This window comes from Halomonas sp. GFAJ-1 (assembly GCA_002966495.1).
Classification (GTDB): Bacteria; Pseudomonadota; Gammaproteobacteria; order Pseudomonadales; family Halomonadaceae; genus Vreelandella.
Map to the genome: position 1 here is coordinate 2,016,093 of CP016490.1, position 16,738 is coordinate 2,032,830.

Consider the following 16,738-nt stretch of genomic DNA (forward strand, 5'->3'; position numbering starts at 1 on the left):
GGTTTTTGCTAACCGGCTTTTACGAGTCGGTATTGTGAATCGCTGTTGCTAGCAAGATTCAGCGAGCAAGCAGGCGGCCCAGCTCTGGGTCGCTGAACGCGCGGTTCAAACCATCGCTTAGCAGGTCATTTAACATACGCGTATTAGCGTCTTCACCGGGTTTGATGGCATAGCCCTGGGTGCGACGAGACGTATAAGTGCCGGTATAGGTGGAGCCTTTATTTTCGGCGATGGCCCGGAATACCCCTTCAATGCGTGCTTCATCCACCAGCGGCTGGCCGCTATCGCCGCGGGCGTAGTTTAGGCTGGCAAGCTCGAGCTTCAGCGTCGGGCGTCCTTGTGCGGCTTCACGGGTTGGGTTGAACCCCATATCGCGTACAGCGCGTTCGGCTTCTGCCTGCAAACGCGGTATCAGCTCATGGCTATTGACGGTAATTTGCGCGGTGGACATCGTGCCACCCGAGCGAGTGCCAATAACCTCACTGCTTCGCGCATCGGCCGCAATAACGGTCACCTGCTGTCCGGAGCCCGTTTGCGGCACGTTAGTACTGCGTTCGGGGCTAAGCTGAAGATATTGAGGGCTGGCACAGCCTGCTAGTAAAACACCGGCCAGTAGTGCCCCAGAAAAGCGTAAAAAGTGGCGCCGACGCATAGGATTCTCCGCAGTCACCGTGATAAATAGTTATCGCCCGTTAGGGCGTGAAGCCACAATATGCAAAAAAAGCTTGGCCGACAACACGTTGGCGCATCTTTAAACGCAAAACTACGCCAGTATAACGGTTTATGCCGCCCGCGTTTGCTTCTCAGACGTGGGTACGTCCTCTTTAAATCGATGCCACTGGCGGGGGTGGGCAAACAGACGTTGCCCGCGACGCATCTCTAGCCGCTCGAAATCCGCATGGCGCACGGTGGCAAGCCACGGTTTAGCCAGCCAGTCGGCTTCCAGTTCAACACGCACTTCTGCCCCCACCGGGGAAATAGCAGTAACTGTCACCGGCAAGTGGCTCCCTGAACTAGGCTGCTCCGAAAGGCGTACCTCATGGGGGCGCAGCAGCAGCTCTTCATCGCCATCGGGTAGGTCAACGTTTAAGTGGGCGTCGCCGCAGGTAAGTACGCCTTCGCGCACACGGCCTTCTAGGTGGTTTACATCGCCCAGAAACTCAAACACAAAGCGGTTTTTCGGTGAGCGATAGAGCGAGTCCGGCGTGTCAATCTGCTCGATGCGGCCGTTGCTCATCACCACAACGCGGTCGGATAGCTCTAATGCTTCTTCTTGGTCGTGGGTGACAAACACGCTGGTGAAGTTTAACTCTTCGTGGAGGCGGCGTAGCCAGCGGCGCAGATCCTGGCGTACTTTGGCATCCAGCGCCCCAAACGGTTCGTCCAGTAGCAGCACATCCGGCTCAACGGCCAGGGCGCGAGCCAGCGATACGCGCTGTTGCTGGCCGCCTGAGAGTTGAGCGGGCAGGCGGTTAGCCAAATTTTGCAGCTGAACCATTTCCAAGAGTCTAAACACCCGCGCACGAATTTCACCGCTAGAAGGGCGCCGCTTTCTAGGCATGACGGTTAAGCCAAACGCCACGTTGTCGTACACGCTCATATGGCGAAATAGCGCGTAGTGCTGGAAGACAAAGCCAATCCGGCGGTCGCGCACGTGGACATGGGTCACATCGCGATCACCAAAGATGATTTTACCCGGCGTAGGCGAGCGATCCGCACTCTCAAGCCCGGCAATAATGCGCAGCAGAGTAGTTTTTCCTGAACCAGAGGGGCCGAGCAAGCCTACCAGCTCACCTTCGTGGATATCGAGGTTGATGGGCTCCAGTGCCTGGGTATTGGCAAAGTGCTTGGCAATATTCTCTAAGCGAATACTCATAAGAAAGCCTCCCGGCGCGATGCGCGCCATTCCAGGCCTGCCTTGGCCGCAAGGGTTAACAGGGCAATAAGGGCCAGCAGTGCGGCGCTGGCAAACGCGCCCACCGTGTTGTAATCCTGATAAAGCTGCTCTAGATGCAGCGGCAATGTGTTGGTTTTCCCACGAATAGCCCCTGCGACCACTGATACGGCACCAAATTCACCCACCGCTCGGGCGTTGGTGAGAATGATCCCGTACAGCAGCGCCCAGCGAATGTTGGGGAGCGTGACACGCCGGAAGGTGGTCCAGCCGCCAGCACCGAGGGTCACCGCAGCTTCTTCTTCTCTCGAACCTTGGGCCTGCATCAGCGGAATAAGCTCGCGCGCAACGAAGGGGCAGGTAACGAAAATTGTCACCATGAGGATGCCGGGCCAGGCAAACATCAGCTGGATGTCATAGGTATCTAACCAGCTACCAATCCAACCATTACGCCCATAGAGCAGCAGATAAATAAGCCCGGCGACCACTGGTGAAACGGCAAACGGAATATCAATCAGCGTTTGTAATATGCGCCGACCAGGAAAGCTAAAGCGGGTTACCAGCCACGCAAGGGCCACACCAAATACCAGGCACACAGGAATCGTCAGTAGCGCGATTACCAGTGTTAAGCCGATGGCGTGCAAGGTGAATGTATTGCTTACGTTGGCCCAAAACACCATCACGCCCTGGGAGAATGCTTGGGCAAAAATAGCCACCAGCGGCAGCAGCAAAAAAAGTGCGGCGAGAAACAGCGCCGCGCCAATTAATAGGCGCCGCACAGAGGGCGCATCACCAATTCTGCGCATTAGCCTTTTTCTCCATGCAAGCGGCGCACGAAGCGGCCTTGCCAAATGTTGATCGCCAGCAGCAGGGCAAGCGATACCATCAGTACCACCGAGGCAATCGCAGAGGCACCGGCGTAGTCATACTCTTGTAGCTTGACGAAAATCATCAGCGCGGTAATTTCCGTTTCGTAGGGCATATTACCGGCGATAAAGATAATCGCCCCGAACTCGCCCAGCGAGCGTACAAAGGCAAGCCCGGTGCCGGTGACCAGCGCAGGCCAAAGGTGCGGCATGATCACCCGGCGAAACGCTACGCCGTCGGTTGCACCCAGGGACATAGCGGCTTCGTCCACCTCGGCAGGCAGGTCTTCAAGCACTGGCTGAACAGTGCGCACCACAAAAGGAATGCTGGTAAACGCCATAGCCAGGGCGATACCTACCCAGGTATAGGCTACTTGAAAGCCTAATGGCTCTAGTAGTTGGCCCATCCAGCCACTGCCCGCATATAACGTAGCAAGGGTGATACCCGCCACGGCCGTGGGCAGCGCAAAGGGTAAATCCATTAAGGCGTCTAATAGACGCTTACCGGGGAACTCATAGCGCACCAGTACCCAGGCCAGCAGTAGGCCAAATACCGCGTTAACCAGTGCGGCTACGGCGGCCGCGCCGATGGTAACCATGTAGCTGGCCACCACGCGGCCTTCGGTAATAATCGCCCAATACTCGGCAAGGCTAAGCCCCGCCAACTGGCCAAAAAGGCCCGTGATCGGAAGTAACAGTACCAGCGAGATAAACATCACGCTGATACCCATTGAAAGGCCAAAGCCCGGCAGCACGCGTGTGCTGCCGGGCCGCCATAGTGCAAATTGGCGCATGGGGTACCGTTAACGACGCTGCAGTTGGTCAAGTAGGGCACCACCGGCAAAGTGGTTTTCCATCGCTTCTTCCCAGCTACCGAACACGTCCTCAACTTCAAACAGCTCGGTTTCAGGGAATTGGTCGGCAAATTCTGCCACCACGGTTTCGTTGTGAACCCGATAGTTAAAGCCTGCTAACTGGCGCTGGGCATCTTCGCTGTACAGGTACTCAAGGTAGCTCTGGGCCAGGTCACTATTGCCGTTGCGCTCTGCGTTAGGGCCAACCACTGCGACTGGGAACTCGGCCAAGACGCTGACCGGCGGCACGATAACTTCGTAATCGTCGCTGCCGTATTCGCTACGGATGTTGTTCACTTCCGACTCGAAGCTGATCAGGACATCACCGATACCGCGCTCGATGAAGCTGGTGGTAGCGCCGCGACCGCCGGTATCAAAGACCGCTACGTTGCGCAGGAAGGTGCGCATAAAGTCGTGGATTTGCTCTTCATCGCCATCAAATTCGTTTTCAGCAAAGCCCCAAGCGGCTAAGTAGGTGTAGCGGCCGTTACCGGAGGTTTTAGGGTTAGGGAAGACCATTTGAATATCTTCTTTAACCAAATCATCCCAGCTTTCGATGCCTTTGGGATTGTCTTTGCGTACCAAAAATGCGGTGGTGGAGTAGTAAGGAGAGGCGTTGTTTTCAAACGCTTCCTGCCAATCATCCGCGACTAAACCAGCATCAGCGAGCACTTGAACATCCGTTACCTGGTTAAAGGTGACGACATCTGCACGCAGGCCCTGCAGGATGGCGCGCGCTTGCGCGGAAGAGCCACCGTGGGATTGGTTAATATCAATCTCTTCACCGTGCTCTTCTTGCCACCACGCTTGGAACTCGGGGTTGATAGCGCTGAAAAGTTCACGGGCGATATCGTAGGAGGAGTTCAGTAGCTCGCGTTCTTGAGCCGCCGCCGTGCTGGATAAAGCGGCGCTGGCTACTGTTGCACCCAGGGCAATCGACAGCAGACTGCGGCGGAAAAGGGGGCGTGAAAACGTTGGCAAAGGCATAGCAGGCTCCTTAAATTCGGGGGCGATCTTGTCGCAATGGCACTAAGGTTATACCTGTGATTGTGGAATTACAATTGTGTTTTATATTCTTTTTAAGAATATGAGTGTATGGCTTCGTGCAGCCTGCCCGTTCAGCAAGATGGGGCTTCGTGGATGGCTCTGGTAAGATGTGCGCCTACTTCCCCTGGTAACCAAGGAACGCATTATGTCCGCTGCGCACGATTTTCTGATTGCCCCTTCGATTCTCTCCGCTAATTTTGCGCGGCTTGGCGAGGAGGTTGATAACGTGTTGGCCGCCGGTGCTGATATTGTTCACTTCGACGTGATGGACAACCACTACGTGCCCAACCTGACCATTGGCCCCATGGTGTGCAAAGCGCTGCGGCAGCACGGCGTTACTGCGCCCATTGATGTACATCTAATGGTGAAGCCGGTTGACCGTATGATTGGCGACTTTATCGAGGCCGGGGCGAACTACATCACGTTTCACCCAGAGGCTTCCGAGCATATCGACCGGTCGCTGCAACTGATCCGTGACGGCGGTTGCAAAGCGGGGCTGGTGTTTAATCCAGCGACCCCGCTTTCGTACCTTGATTACGTGATGGACAAAATCGACATGGTGCTGCTGATGAGTGTTAACCCAGGGTTCGGTGGCCAGTCGTTTATCCCTGGTACGCTGGATAAGCTGCGCGAAGCGCGGGCACGTATTGATGCGTCTGGTCGCCCGATCCGCCTAGAGATCGACGGCGGCGTAAAAGTAGACAACATTGCCGATATCGCCGCCGCCGGTGCCGATACCTTTGTCGCAGGCTCGGCCATTTTTAATGCCCATCAAGCAAGTGACCCCTACGGTTACGACAGTGTTATTCAGCAGCTGCGTAACGAACTGGCCAAGGTGCCGGGTTAAATGTGCAGGGCTAAAATAGCGGTTTAGTGCAGTTTCATGCGTGGTTTCAGGTAGCGGTTTAGCTTATCGACTAGCCAGGCAAGCCCGGTTTTAGGTGCGCCATGAATAGAGAGCTGGTGCATCCGGTAGAGCGAAGCGTAGGCTTGGCGTGCCAGCCAGCCCTCTAGAAACAGTCCGCGAGAAGCGGAGCTGCGCATCAAGTTGCCTACCGCGTCATAGCGAGCCAGTGACACCAGCGAGCCGTGGTCGCGGTAAATAAACGGTTTCAGCGGCTTGCTCTCCAGCGCATTCACTAGATTTTTAGCCAGCAGCTTGGCTTGCTGGTGGGCTGCCTGGGCGCGGGGCGGCACGGTGCTGTCCTCCCCTTGTGGGCAGCTGGCGCAATCGCCCATGGCAAAGATATGCGGGTCATCAACACTTTGTAGCGTTTGCGCCACCTGGATTTGATTCTTCTTATTAGTCGTTAAGCCAATCTCTGCTAAAAAAGGGGGCGCTTTAATCCCTGCCGCCCACACGTTTAGGTCGGTTTCGATAACGTCCCCATCATCCGTGATTAGCTGGTACTGCTGCGCCTGCTTAATAGTGGTGTTCACATGCACGTGAACTCCCATGCTCTCCAGCTCTTGCTGAACAGTGAGACCAATCCGCTCGGAAAGGGCGGGCAACAGGCGAGGGGCGCCTTCGATCAAATGCACGCTGATATTCTGGTGATCAAGTGCGGTAACGCCGTAGGCGTTGAGCAGGCGCGAGGCGTCTAACAGTTCGGCGGAAAGCTCTACGCCGGTAGCGCCGCCCCCCACGATGCCAATGGTTAATTGGGTATGTTGGCGTAGCGAGGGGTCGGTATAGCGTAAAAAGGTATTAATCATGTGGTGCTGAAACGCCTTGGCTTGCTGGGGCGAGTCCATAAAGTGGCAGTGTTCTGCAACACCTTCGGTGCCAAAATCGTTTGAAACGCTGCCGAGTGCTAGCACGAGATAGTCGTAGGTAAGCTCCCGGGCGGGCAGTACTTCCTCACCGTTTTCATCCAAAATGGGCGACAGGTGAATGACTTTTTTCTCGCGATCAAGACCATCCAATGAGCCGCGCTGGTAGCGGTAATGGTGGGCGGAGGAGTGCCCGCGGTAATCTACCTCATCCATGCTGGAGTTAAGCGCTCCAGTGGCCAGTTCATGTAAAAGCGGCTTCCATACATGGGTGGCGTTGCGATCCAACAGTACGATCTCCGCGCGCTTTTTTTTGCCTAGGGTCTGTCCAAGGCGTGTGGCAAGGGCCAACCCGCCCGCACCGCCGCCAACGATCACAATTCGTGGAATGGCCATTATGCTCTCCTTGCTAATATAGCCTCAGCATAGAACCTTCTAGCCTGCCTTACGATGTGCAAAAACGATAAGATAGTAAAAGAAATGGATATTACGTTGAGTCAGCAGGGCTTCATTGCGCCCTATAGGAGAGCAGCAGCGTGCACACTATTTTGCAAGGAAAGCGGTTAATTGCATTTGATTTAGACGGCACGTTAATTGATTCCGTGCCAGATTTAGCGGTCGCCTTACAGAAAGCGCTGAATGAGGTTGGCCTAGCAGCACCTAGCGAAGAACTCGTGCGCGACTGGGTGGGTAACGGCGCGCCGGTATTGGTGGAACGAGCGCTAACCTGGGCGGTTGAACAGGCGCCAGGGCAAGCCTTGCAGGCCAACGCGTATGACGCGTTTATGCGTCACTACAGTGCAGCCCCCAATGCGCTGACTCAGCTTTATCCAGAGGTGCAGGCGACACTTAATGCCTTGCACCAAAAGGGCTATGCGTTGGTGTTAATCACTAATAAACCCGAACGTTTTATTGCGCCAATCTTAAGCCACTTTGAACTGCTGCCATTGTTTACTCTTTGTCTGGGCGGCGATTCGCTGGCCGAGAAAAAGCCCAGCCCGGCGCCGCTTTTGCACGCTGCACAAGCGCTGGATATTCCCCCTTCAGCCAGCGTGATGGTGGGGGACTCCCGTCACGATATAGCGGCAGGCAAAGCCGCGGGCTTTACCACCGTGGCGTTGCCCTACGGCTATAACCACGGTGAGCCCATAGAACAGAGCCAGCCTGACTTGCTGATTAACTCGTTGCGGGTACTAACAGAGTAATCCGCGTTAGCTATTACGTGTTCGCGGTTTGCTAATAATAGTAGGGCGCTGACTAGTCGGCACGGGCCCCGCCTAAGCCTTCGTGAAGCTGCTCCACGTTGTGGCGCAGCATAGCGGGGTAGTTATAGGCGGGGCTATCGCTTGCCCCCAATGTATCCACATAAAGCGGGCCTTTAAGGCTTACGTTCACCTCCCGGGCGAGGGCGTCCATATGAATACACGGCACTGTGCTTTCATAAAACAGTGCCTGTGGGCGTTTTTCCGCCAAACGCATGCTCATTGACGCCATTGCGTCGGCGCTGCCAAGGGTTTCATGGTTTACGCCCCAAATAGCGGCGTACTCAAACTCATAGGCGCGCGCAAAATAGCTCATGCCTGCCTCACTGGTCACCAACAGGCGATTGGTTTGAGGTATGCCTTGTAGGCGCTCTAATAGTGTTCGATTCAGCTTTGCTAGCGCCTCATGGGCCTCTGTGGCTCTGGTGTTAAAGGCTTCGGTTTTCTCGGGGTAGTGCTCGATTAGGGTTTGCGCGATCACGTCGATATAAGCGGCGGCCCCTTTAGGGTCCATCCACATATGGGGGTCAGGGTTGCCTTTAAACTGCCCTGTTGAAATAGGCAGCGGCTCATAGTCGGCATTTTCGGCAAGGGCGATCAGGGTAAGGCTGTCTCGAGCCATCGCTTCCACGTGGCGCATCCAAGGCTCTAAGCCAAAACCGTTGTAAAACATAATATCTGCTTCTTCAATGGCCAGCACATTGGGGGGTGTTAGCTCCCAGCGGTGGACATCTTTCCCCGTTGGCACAAGGTTGGTAATCGTGATATCGCTGCCCGCTACCCGCTTCACGAGGTCTTCGATCACGCTAAATGAAGTAATTATCTTGAAGGAGTTAGCGCCAAACGCCTGCGGCGCGTTCAGAACGGTTACTAATAAGAGCGTGATTATCCAGGGTGCTCGTTTATCCATGTCACGCTCCTAACCTAACCTATTAAAAAGACAGCAGATAATAAAGATTACCCACAAACGTTGCCAGTAACATTGCATCCAGGCGCTGTTTGGCAGCGTGCCGCATTGCATCAGGCTAACGCCTTGGTTTCGCTAACGTGGGTTAACCTCTATGCTTAAAAACATTGTTGCGCAACACTACGACCCGCCAAGTGGCCGCTCGTTGCAACCGGACGGATTATTAGTTCCATGCCAATAATAAAGGCCTGCTTTTACAGTGACAAAAGGCACCAAGCTGTAAGGTGTTTAAAGCTATTTGATGTCAAAAAGCGCTTGATGCTATTGCATCCTCTTCAGGTCATCACCGAGTGTTTTTAGAAGATTCTCATTTGTTATGAAATAAGGGTTAGCGTACGCGAGATATTGCTAAGCTCTGATAAAAGATAGGTATACATAGCATCTGCAGCAGGAGTGAGGCTTCGTCCAGCGTGTTTTAGTAACCCCATTCGTCGTTCGAGATAGGGGGAGGCTAGTGGGATAAAGCGTAGCCGCTGATGCTCTTCCTGAAACGCCAACCGGGGCAAGGTCGTCACACCTATACCGGCTTCTAGCATGGCAGTGAGCGAAATCATGTTGGAAATATACAGCGTGCTATGGGTTAAAAGTTCCGCGGCTGGCGATCCATCTAGCAGGCGCGAGGTGCCATTGCGGATCAGTGTATAGGGTTTGAGCGCCTGCCAATGCAACGCACTCTGCTGGGCTAGCGGATGGTCATCACGACACACCACGCCGATATCATCGTTCAGTAGCGCATCGAAGCTGAGGGTGTCGTCGGGCAGCCATAGGCTGGTGATGCCAAGTTCAACCTCGCCTTTCAATACCATCTCATTGACCCGCTCGGAGTGGCCGTCCTGCAAGCTGATATCAATACCGGGATAAGCCTTCAGAAATCCAACTAATAATGTGGGCATAAGACGGCTGGCGACCGACGGCACTGCGGCAATATCTACCCGCCCACGCTGGTGATGTGCGATGGCCAGCGCATCGCGACATACTCGGTCGTGATGGGCCACCAATTCGCGAAAGCGTGGTTCACACCAGCGGCCAAAGGGCGTTAACAGCGCCTTGCCGCCACCTTTTTCAAACAGCGGTTGGCCAAGGCGCTCTTCGAGGTCACGTACTGCCATAGAAATGGCTGGCTGACTGCGATGCAACTGCTTGGCGGCGGCGTGAAAGCCACCCGAATCAAGGATAGCGAGTACATAGCGTAAAGGTGCCAGTTTCAGCTCGGGAAGCATGGTCAGTGTTTCATCTCGTTATAGTGGTAAGTTTTGATGGTAAATTTTGGTGGTAAGTTTTATTGATCGTTTTATCTGAATTATTGATTGTCCTTATCTTCCCGCCTTCTCTAGCATGTCGTCAACAGTCCGTTATCAATGTCATAAAAAGAGGTCGCTATGCCATCCCTCCGCGCGCTTTATATCAACGGCCAATGGGTCTACGGCGAAAGCCACATTTCCAACTCCAATCCCTCGGACCTTGCTGATGTGATTGGTGAGTATTCCCAAGCGAGCGCTGACCAAGTTAAAGAGGCAATCAATGCAGCGCGCCTGGGCCAGCGTGAGTGGGCCAAAACCGGGCTGGAGCAGCGCTACGGTATCTTGATGGCGATTGGCGATGAGCTGATGGCGCGCAAGGAAGAGTTGGGCCGTCTGCTGTCTCGCGAAGAAGGCAAACCGCTGGCAGAAGGTATGGGTGAGGTGGCGCGTTCGGCGCAATTCTTCCACTACTATGCTGCTGAAGTGCTACGCCAGCTGGATGAGCGAGTAGACTCCGTGCGCCCTGGCGTTGAAGTCGATACCCGCCGGGAACCAGTGGGCGTGGTGGGCATCATCAGCCCGTGGAACTTCCCGATGGCTACCGCGGTATGGAAGATCGCCCCGGCACTGGCCTTTGGTAACGCTGTAATTTTCAAACCTGCCAACCTGGTGCCTGCCAGCGCCTGGGCCTTGACCGAAATCATCAGTCGCCAGGCCTTGCCCGCGGGTACCTTTAACCTACTGATGGGCAGCGGCGGCAGCGTCGGCGAAGCGCTGATCACCAGTCCTGCGATTAATGCACTGACCTTTACTGGCTCGCTGGAAGTGGGACGCCGTGTTGCCGCTGCTACCGCCGGTAACCTAGTTAAATGCCAGCTGGAAATGGGCTCCAAGAACGCCCTGATCGTCGCTGAAGATGCGAATTTGGATCTAGCGGTGGAAGCAGCCTTCAACGGCGCTTATTCCGGTACCGGACAGAAGTGCACGGCGTCTTCTCGATTGATTGTTCATGAAGCCGTCCACGATGCGTTTGTGGACAAGCTGACCGCGCGGCTAGCGAAAGCTAAAGTCGGGCCAGCGCTGGAAGAGGGCGTGCAGATTGGCCCAGTCGCCGATGCCCGTCAGTTGGAGTCCAACCTGAACTGGATTGAACGTGGCAAAGCTGATGGCGCCAAACTGGTGTTCGGCGGCGAACGGGTAAGTTGTGCCAGCGAAGGCTACTTTATGGCCCCCACGCTGTTTGTTGAGACCTCCAATGAGATGGCCATCAACCGCGAAGAGGTTTTCGGCCCAATAGCCTGTGTGATCAAGGTCGCTGATATGGACGAAGCCATCGCTACCCTAAACGATACTAACTTCGGCCTGACGGCGGGGATTATTACCGACTCCCTGGCGCTGGCGACTCGCTTCAAAGCTGAAGCTGAGACAGGTTGTGTGATGGTCAACCTGGCAACCGCTGGCACTGATTACCATGTACCGTTTGGCGGTCGCAAAGACTCCAGCTTCGGCCCGCGTGAACAAGGGCGCTATGCGCGTGAGTTCTACACCGTGGTCAAAACCTGTTACGTCAAGGCGTAAGGAGCGGGCTATGTCCAAGCAGATGCTGACCGTTGATGGGCTCCAGTACTCCAACTGGTCCCGGGAGATTTTCGAACAGATGCGCGAGGGCGGCGTGGACGCCGTCCACGCCACCCTGGTGTACCACGAGACGCTACGTGAAACCCTGACCCGCATCGGCGAGTGGAACCGCCGGTTTGAAGCCCATAGCGACTTGATCATGCCGGTACATGCGCCGGGCGATATCGAACGCGCCCAGCAGGCGGGCAAGGTAGGCATCTTCTTCGGCGCCCAGAACTGCTCGCCGATTGAAGACGATATCGACATGGTCGCAGTGCTGCGCCAGCTGGGCCTTCTGATCATGCAGCTCACCTATAACAACCAGAGCCTGTTGGCGTGTGGTTGTTATGAGAGCGAGGACAGCGGTATTACTCGCTTTGGTCGCCAGGTGATTCGCGAGATGAACCGGGTCGGCATGGTGATTGATATGTCCCACAGCGGCGAACGCTCGACGCTTGAGGCGATCGAGATTTCCGAGCGCCCGGTGATCATCTCCCACGCTAACCCGAGCTTTTTCCACGACGCCAAGCGCAACAAGTCTGGCAAGGTGCTCAAGGCGATTGCCGAAAATGACGGACTACTGGGCTTTTCGGCCTATCCATTCCATCTCAAAAACGGCCCAGACTGCACCCTGGAAGATTATTGCGACATGATTGCCCGTACGGTGGACATGATGGGTATTGAACACGTCGGCCTGGGGACTGACTTATGCCAGAACCAGCCGACCACAGTGCTGGAATGGATGCGCAACGGCCGCTGGTCAAAAGAGATGGATTACGGTGAAGGTAGTGCCAACAATGCCGGCTGGCCAAAGCCACTGGCTTGGCTGCGCGATAGCCGAGACTTTCCCAACCTGATTGATGGGTTGCTTGCCAAAGGGTTTGGCGAAGACGAGGTTGCTCGCATTATGGGGCGCAACTGGGTCGAATTGCTGGAGCGCACGACAACCCGTGGTGGTGATTGAGCACGCCAGGACGCACTGCCCATCCGCCGTGCGTTGCCCGCAATAGCTAATATCCATAACAAGCAGTATTCGCAATAACTAATACCCACAATAATCAATAATGAGGTTTCCCCATGGACTCATCCAAAAAAAAGGACGATGCCTCAGGGCTGGGCAAGTTCGGTGACCCTGTGGTGCTCGGGCTTAGCGGCGGCTTTGTCGTTCTGTTTGTCGTTCTTTCACTGATCAATATTGAGGGGGTGGCCGATGCGATTTCAAACGGTTTTGCCTGGACCGCGGCGGTGTTGGGCTCGTATTTCCAGTTGCTGCTGTTACTGACCTTTTTTATCGCTATTGGCTTGGCTATCTCACCCGCAGCTAGCGCGAAAGTGGGTGGCCTGGATAAGCCTGAGCTGAGCACTTTCAAGTGGCTCTCAATCATTATGTGTACCCTGCTGGCCGGAGGAGGTGTCTTCTTTGCTGCCGGTGAGCCGGTGTATCACTTCGTGGTCACGCCGCCCGCCTTCGACACCGAAGCAGGCACGGTGGAAGCGGTTGCCAGCGCGCTGGCGCAGTCGTTCATGCACTGGGGCTTTCTGGCCTGGGCGGTACTTGGCTCGCTGACAGCTGTTGTACTGGCTTACTGGCACTACGACCGTGGCCTTCCGCTGCAGCCGCGAACTCTGCTGTATCCGGTGCTTGGCGAGCGCCTGATGCGCAGCTGGGTGGGCGGCGTGGTCGATGCCTGCTGTGTGATTGCGGTGGTAGCAGGCACCGTTGGCCCGATTGGCTTTCTGGCCACCCAGGTCAGCTTTGGACTGCATGAGCTGTTTGGCATCAGCGAAGGCTACACCACTCAGCTGATAATCCTGATAGTGCTGGGCGCCGTGTACGTCACCTCTGCGGCTACCGGCATTCATCGAGGCATTCAAATGCTTAGCCGCTTTAATGTGTTTCTGGCCCTGGCTATCGCTGCCGTGATTTTTGTCTTTGGCCCAACGCTGTTCTTTACCAATGCCTATCTGCAAGGCTTTGGTGAGTACATCACTTCGTTTTTCGCCATGGCGACCATGACTTCAGAAACCGCGCCGGCTTGGTGGATGCAGTGGTGGACGGTGTTCTTCTTTGCTTGGTTTATTGGTTACGGCCCGCTGATGGCGATTTTCGTGGCACGTATTTCCCGTGGCCGCACCATTCGTCAGATGATTTTGGCGGTGGCGGTTATGGCACCCATTGCGACTACCGTCTGGTTTACGCTGCTGGGCGGTTCCGGCATCCACTACCAGCTAACCGGTGTAATTGACTTGGCCGAGGCACTTAATAACTTCCAGTTTGACGTGGCCACATTGACGGTAGCTCAGGCGCTACCGGGTGGCACTCTAATGGCCTTGGCGATCCTGCTGCTAACGACCATTTTTGTAGCCACCACCGGTGACTCTATGAGCTATGCAATTGCTGTGGTGTGTACGGGTCATGATCAACCGCATACCGCTGTACGAATTTTCTGGGGGGTTACCATGTCGTTGATGGCCGCGATCTTGCTCTATATGGGGGCCGGCCAGATCGGTGTGTTGCAGCAGTTTATCGTGATTACCGCCATTCCCGTTTCACTGGTGCTGTTGCCTTCGCTGTGGCTGGGTCCGCAAGCGGCTTATGCCATGGCGCGGGAGCAAGGGTTGAGCACCCGCAAAAAGGACGTTGTTCATGATTAATCGCGAATGGGGGCTGGCCCCTCTTAACCTGCGTCCTGCGGATGATGTCATGCAGCTGGAACGCTTGGGCAGCCTCCACGCCTGCCGACTAAGCTTTGTGCGCACCCTGATGCGCCAGATGGGGCGCCAGCGCTGGCAGGTCAGTCAGGAGCATTTTGATCTGGATGAACACGGTTATGGCACCGCTATTTATCGGCTGCAGACACCTTATGGGCGCTACCATGGGGTGATGTTTGCCCAGGCATTGGACGACTCGCGACGCACCGACCGAGTGATTGCTGAAGCCTGGGATGTCACCTTCGGCCTAGTAGAAGGCGATGTGGACGATAGCTTGCTGGAGCAGATGGCTGCCAATGTGCCGCTGCAGGAAGCTGGCCGCCAGCATCCAAGGGTACTGGTGTTATCTCGCGCCAATAAAAGTCTGCGCAACTTTGCCTACTTTGTTGAAGCGCTTGCCAGCGGCCAGCAGCCGGACCCGCAGTGGCTGACTCGGGTAGGCTATCTTTACCGTACCACGGCGGTTTACGGCAACGGCAAATTCGGCATTGCTGATTTTGCCCGCCTGCATGAAAACCCAGACTTTCGGCGACCGTTCTCGCCGCAGATGGCCGGGGTCTATCTGCTACGCCATTTCTCCATCGAGCAGGTTGAGCATTTGGCCCGCTCCCGGGCACCGAAAACTGCCTGTGCACTGGCCACCGAGCTGCGTCGATACTTGGGTATCGGCAACTCGACGGGCTTAGGGATGGCGCCTTTTCTGATTAGCCATCCGCAGTTAATCGCGCAATGGGTCAATCAGCGTGAAACCGCCCTGGCGCTTGCTCAGCGTCAGGCACCCAATGAAGAAGACCGCAAGCGGCTAATTGCGCTTACCCGCCGCGCCCTACAGCATCTGATGGAAACCGTCACCGAAGACATGGAGCAGACCGAACGCAACGCCGAGACCGTAGCCAGCCTGCCGGATGTGCTCGTTTGGTTGGAAAGTGCGCCGTTGGAAGACGACCTGTGGGGCCAGCTGGTTGCCTGGAGCGAGCGGACTCTGTCGCTGGAAGCCCAGGAGTTGATAAATACGCTGTTGATTGAGCTTTACCCTGAGCTGGTTGACCCGCTTGAAGAGCAGATGGGCGTTACCGAGAATCTGGATCTTCAGCCGGATATGGCCCTGATTCACCTTCGTCAATTGATCGAGACCCACTATAGCTGGGCGCTGGAGCATGACTACGAAAGCCGCGAAGGCAGCTACTGGTTCTGGTACCGCTCAACCGAAAAAGAAGAGCCGCGCCTGGGTATTCGCCATGCAGAGGCGGGCGTCGAGAAAGAAATGCTGATTGCCATGGGGCCAAGGGTTGCCCACAGCCATGAGGCAATATGCGAGTTTCTTGAAGAAGCGCCACGCGCCAAAGTGGTGGATTTTCTGCTAGCAAAGCCACGTCATAAAGAGATCATCCGCCGAGTGCAGACCCTGGTAAAGGATACCTACGGGGACATCCATGCCAATCTCTGGCGTCAAGACATGAAGCCTATGCACCTTTTGCGCACCAAGCTTTCATTTTTCGGTGCCAGCCGCTTTGACCCCAAGTCCGACCGCTGGGTGCGGATTACCCTGTTCCAAGGCGCGCCGTTGGTGGAAGAACTCAACGCCGAACCGGAAGACCTCAGCCATTTTGATGACTGGAGCTTTCCGCTGCAGCCAACGCTTGAAAATGGCGCTGTGGGGCCTGCTGGATTATCGCCCCATGCCAGCTCACCAGCGTCAACCGTTTATCAACCTGCTGCTGGTGGAGAAACATCATGAAAGTCTCCTTCAATGAGCTACAAGGGTTGTGCAGAAAAGCTTTCACTGGGATTGGCTTTGAAGACGGGGACGCAGCTGATGCCGCTGATATGGTGGCGTGGATGCAGTGTCATGGCTTCAATGCGATTGATCAGCTCAACCGCGGGCTGGATTTTTTACTGGAAGAAGACCCTGAAGCGTTGCCCGCCGTTATTTATCAGGATGGTGACTTAGCGGTACTGGATGGCCATGGCCAGAGCGTGCTGCGTAGTATCAGTCTGGCGACCGAGCTGGGCTTTGCCAAGGCCCGGGCGCGGGGGCTTTCGGTGGTAAAAATTCGCCGTTGCCACAATCGTCAGCTGATCATGGGCTATCTTTCACGCCTTGCGGGGCGAGGCATCAATATTACCGCTTTCTGGCGCAACGCACAGGAGCCACTCACCGAGCAGGTGGTGGGTTTTCGCGCGGGCCACCCAACGCCAGAAGTATGCATCTACTCGGTGCGCGATGTGCCGGAAGAAAACGAACCCAACGACGGCATTACCTTGGTCATGGCCAACCACGTTGAGCTACTGCCTTCCCTAGGCGAGGACCACGATCTGGATCTGTTAGCACGTCACTCTGAGTCCGACTTAATGGCCTGCCGCGAGCGCTCGCTGAAGGAAGGCATTGAGGTAGATGATGCGATCTGGGCGCGTCTGAAAGCGCTGGCACATCGCATCCTGGTGGAGTCCTCCGAGGCTTCCCGAGGCGGCGCCGGTGCTGGTGTCAACGACAACGATTGATAG

At 55.6% G+C, this 16,738-nt stretch carries 15 protein-coding genes; 7 read left to right on the top strand and 8 right to left on the bottom strand.

Annotated features, from left to right (window positions below):
* Nucleotides 1-58: 58 nt before the first annotated feature.
* The 5 genes from BB497_09280 to BB497_09300 all read right to left on the bottom strand — a co-directional run bounded on the left by BB497_09280 (nucleotide 59) and on the right by BB497_09300 (nucleotide 4,601).
* Nucleotides 59-652, bottom strand: coding sequence for a hypothetical protein (locus BB497_09280; protein AVI62872.1), 594 nt, complete (start codon nucleotides 650-652; stop codon nucleotides 59-61).
* Nucleotides 653-781: 129 nt separating this feature from the next.
* Nucleotides 782-1,876, bottom strand: coding sequence for a sulfate ABC transporter ATP-binding protein (locus BB497_09285; protein ID AVI62873.1), 1,095 nt, complete (start codon nucleotides 1,874-1,876; stop codon nucleotides 782-784).
* Nucleotides 1,873-2,700 carry a sulfate ABC transporter permease subunit CysW gene (locus BB497_09290; GenBank protein ID AVI62874.1) on the bottom strand — a complete coding sequence of 276 codons (828 nt, stop codon included), beginning with the start codon at nucleotides 2,698-2,700 and terminating at the stop codon, nucleotides 1,873-1,875. The genes BB497_09285 and BB497_09290 overlap by 4 nt, the downstream gene beginning before the upstream one ends.
* Nucleotides 2,700-3,554 carry a sulfate ABC transporter permease subunit CysT gene (locus tag BB497_09295; protein AVI62875.1) on the bottom strand — a complete coding sequence of 285 codons (855 nt, stop codon included), beginning with the start codon at nucleotides 3,552-3,554 and terminating at the stop codon, nucleotides 2,700-2,702. Before BB497_09295 ends, BB497_09290 begins: the two co-directional genes overlap by 1 nt.
* A gap of 9 nt (nucleotides 3,555-3,563) precedes the next feature.
* Nucleotides 3,564-4,601: a thiosulfate transporter subunit gene (locus tag BB497_09300; GenBank protein AVI62876.1), complete on the bottom strand. Its 1,038-nt coding sequence runs from the start codon at nucleotides 4,599-4,601 to the stop codon at nucleotides 3,564-3,566.
* A gap of 205 nt (nucleotides 4,602-4,806) precedes the next feature.
* On the opposite strand from BB497_09300, the gene BB497_09305 reads away from it, so the two are divergent.
* A complete protein-coding gene (locus BB497_09305) occupies nucleotides 4,807-5,508 on the top strand; it encodes a ribulose-phosphate 3-epimerase (GenBank protein ID AVI62877.1) in 702 nt (233 codons plus the stop codon).
* 23 nt (nucleotides 5,509-5,531) lie between these two features.
* Here the strand turns inward: BB497_09305 and BB497_09310 are convergent, their stop codons facing one another.
* Nucleotides 5,532-6,830 carry an NADH dehydrogenase gene (locus BB497_09310; protein AVI62878.1) on the bottom strand — a complete coding sequence of 433 codons (1,299 nt, stop codon included), beginning with the start codon at nucleotides 6,828-6,830 and terminating at the stop codon, nucleotides 5,532-5,534.
* A 140-nt stretch (nucleotides 6,831-6,970) separates the two neighbouring features.
* Between BB497_09310 and BB497_09315 the strand changes: the two genes are divergently transcribed.
* Nucleotides 6,971-7,639 carry a phosphoglycolate phosphatase, bacterial gene (locus BB497_09315; GenBank protein AVI62879.1) on the top strand — a complete coding sequence of 223 codons (669 nt, stop codon included), beginning with the start codon at nucleotides 6,971-6,973 and terminating at the stop codon, nucleotides 7,637-7,639.
* 52 nt (nucleotides 7,640-7,691) lie between these two features.
* Here BB497_09315 and BB497_09320 read toward each other — a convergent pair whose 3' ends face one another.
* Together BB497_09320 and BB497_09325 are read right to left on the bottom strand one after the other, a co-directional pair.
* Nucleotides 7,692-8,606 carry an ABC transporter substrate-binding protein gene (locus BB497_09320; GenBank protein AVI62880.1) on the bottom strand — a complete coding sequence of 305 codons (915 nt, stop codon included), beginning with the start codon at nucleotides 8,604-8,606 and terminating at the stop codon, nucleotides 7,692-7,694.
* A 371-nt stretch (nucleotides 8,607-8,977) separates the two neighbouring features.
* Nucleotides 8,978-9,883, bottom strand: a complete 906-nt coding sequence (locus BB497_09325; protein AVI62881.1) for a LysR family transcriptional regulator — start codon at nucleotides 9,881-9,883, stop codon at nucleotides 8,978-8,980.
* 159 nt (nucleotides 9,884-10,042) lie between these two features.
* Here BB497_09325 and BB497_09330 point away from each other — a divergent pair, with 159 nt between their 5' ends.
* The 5 genes from BB497_09330 (at nucleotide 10,043) to BB497_09350 (ending at nucleotide 16,735) form a co-directional block, all read left to right on the top strand.
* Nucleotides 10,043-11,482 (top strand): aldehyde dehydrogenase, encoded by a 1,440-nt coding sequence (locus BB497_09330; GenBank protein ID AVI62882.1) that lies wholly within the window; start codon nucleotides 10,043-10,045, stop codon nucleotides 11,480-11,482.
* Between the two features lie 22 nt (nucleotides 11,483-11,504).
* Complete coding sequence (locus BB497_09335) at nucleotides 11,505-12,485, top strand: peptidase M19 (GenBank protein ID AVI64314.1); 981 nt, start codon at nucleotides 11,505-11,507, stop codon at nucleotides 12,483-12,485.
* Nucleotides 12,486-12,598: 113 nt separating this feature from the next.
* Nucleotides 12,599-14,176: a BCCT transporter gene (locus BB497_09340; protein ID AVI62883.1), complete on the top strand. Its 1,578-nt coding sequence runs from the start codon at nucleotides 12,599-12,601 to the stop codon at nucleotides 14,174-14,176.
* Nucleotides 14,169-15,971, top strand: a complete 1,803-nt coding sequence (locus BB497_09345) for a hypothetical protein (GenBank protein AVI62884.1) — start codon at nucleotides 14,169-14,171, stop codon at nucleotides 15,969-15,971. The genes BB497_09340 and BB497_09345 overlap by 8 nt, the downstream gene beginning before the upstream one ends.
* Entirely contained in the window at nucleotides 15,968-16,735 is a 768-nt protein-coding gene (locus BB497_09350; GenBank protein AVI62885.1) for a hypothetical protein, read from the top strand. The genes BB497_09345 and BB497_09350 overlap by 4 nt, the downstream gene beginning before the upstream one ends.
* Nucleotides 16,736-16,738: the final 3 nt, after the last annotated feature.

Coding starts and splice junctions, on each gene's coding strand:
- BB497_09280 (AVI62872.1), bottom strand. CDS start 652: ATGCGTCGGCGCCACTTTTTACGCTTTTCTGGGGCACTACTGGCCGGT.
- BB497_09285 (AVI62873.1), bottom strand. CDS start 1,876: ATGAGTATTCGCTTAGAGAATATTGCCAAGCACTTTGCCAATACCCAG.
- BB497_09290 (AVI62874.1), bottom strand. CDS start 2,700: ATGCGCAGAATTGGTGATGCGCCCTCTGTGCGGCGCCTATTAATTGGC.
- BB497_09295 (AVI62875.1), bottom strand. CDS start 3,554: ATGCGCCAATTTGCACTATGGCGGCCCGGCAGCACACGCGTGCTGCCG.
- BB497_09300 (AVI62876.1), bottom strand. CDS start 4,601: ATGCCTTTGCCAACGTTTTCACGCCCCCTTTTCCGCCGCAGTCTGCTG.
- BB497_09305 (AVI62877.1), top strand. CDS start 4,807: ATGTCCGCTGCGCACGATTTTCTGATTGCCCCTTCGATTCTCTCCGCT.
- BB497_09310 (AVI62878.1), bottom strand. CDS start 6,830: ATGGCCATTCCACGAATTGTGATCGTTGGCGGCGGTGCGGGCGGGTTG.
- BB497_09320 (AVI62880.1), bottom strand. CDS start 8,606: ATGGATAAACGAGCACCCTGGATAATCACGCTCTTATTAGTAACCGTT.
- BB497_09325 (AVI62881.1), bottom strand. CDS start 9,883: ATGCTTCCCGAGCTGAAACTGGCACCTTTACGCTATGTACTCGCTATC.
- BB497_09330 (AVI62882.1), top strand. CDS start 10,043: ATGCCATCCCTCCGCGCGCTTTATATCAACGGCCAATGGGTCTACGGC.
- BB497_09335 (AVI64314.1), top strand. CDS start 11,505: ATGCTGACCGTTGATGGGCTCCAGTACTCCAACTGGTCCCGGGAGATT.
- BB497_09340 (AVI62883.1), top strand. CDS start 12,599: ATGGACTCATCCAAAAAAAAGGACGATGCCTCAGGGCTGGGCAAGTTC.
- BB497_09345 (AVI62884.1), top strand. CDS start 14,169: ATGATTAATCGCGAATGGGGGCTGGCCCCTCTTAACCTGCGTCCTGCG.
- BB497_09350 (AVI62885.1), top strand. CDS start 15,968: ATGAAAGTCTCCTTCAATGAGCTACAAGGGTTGTGCAGAAAAGCTTTC.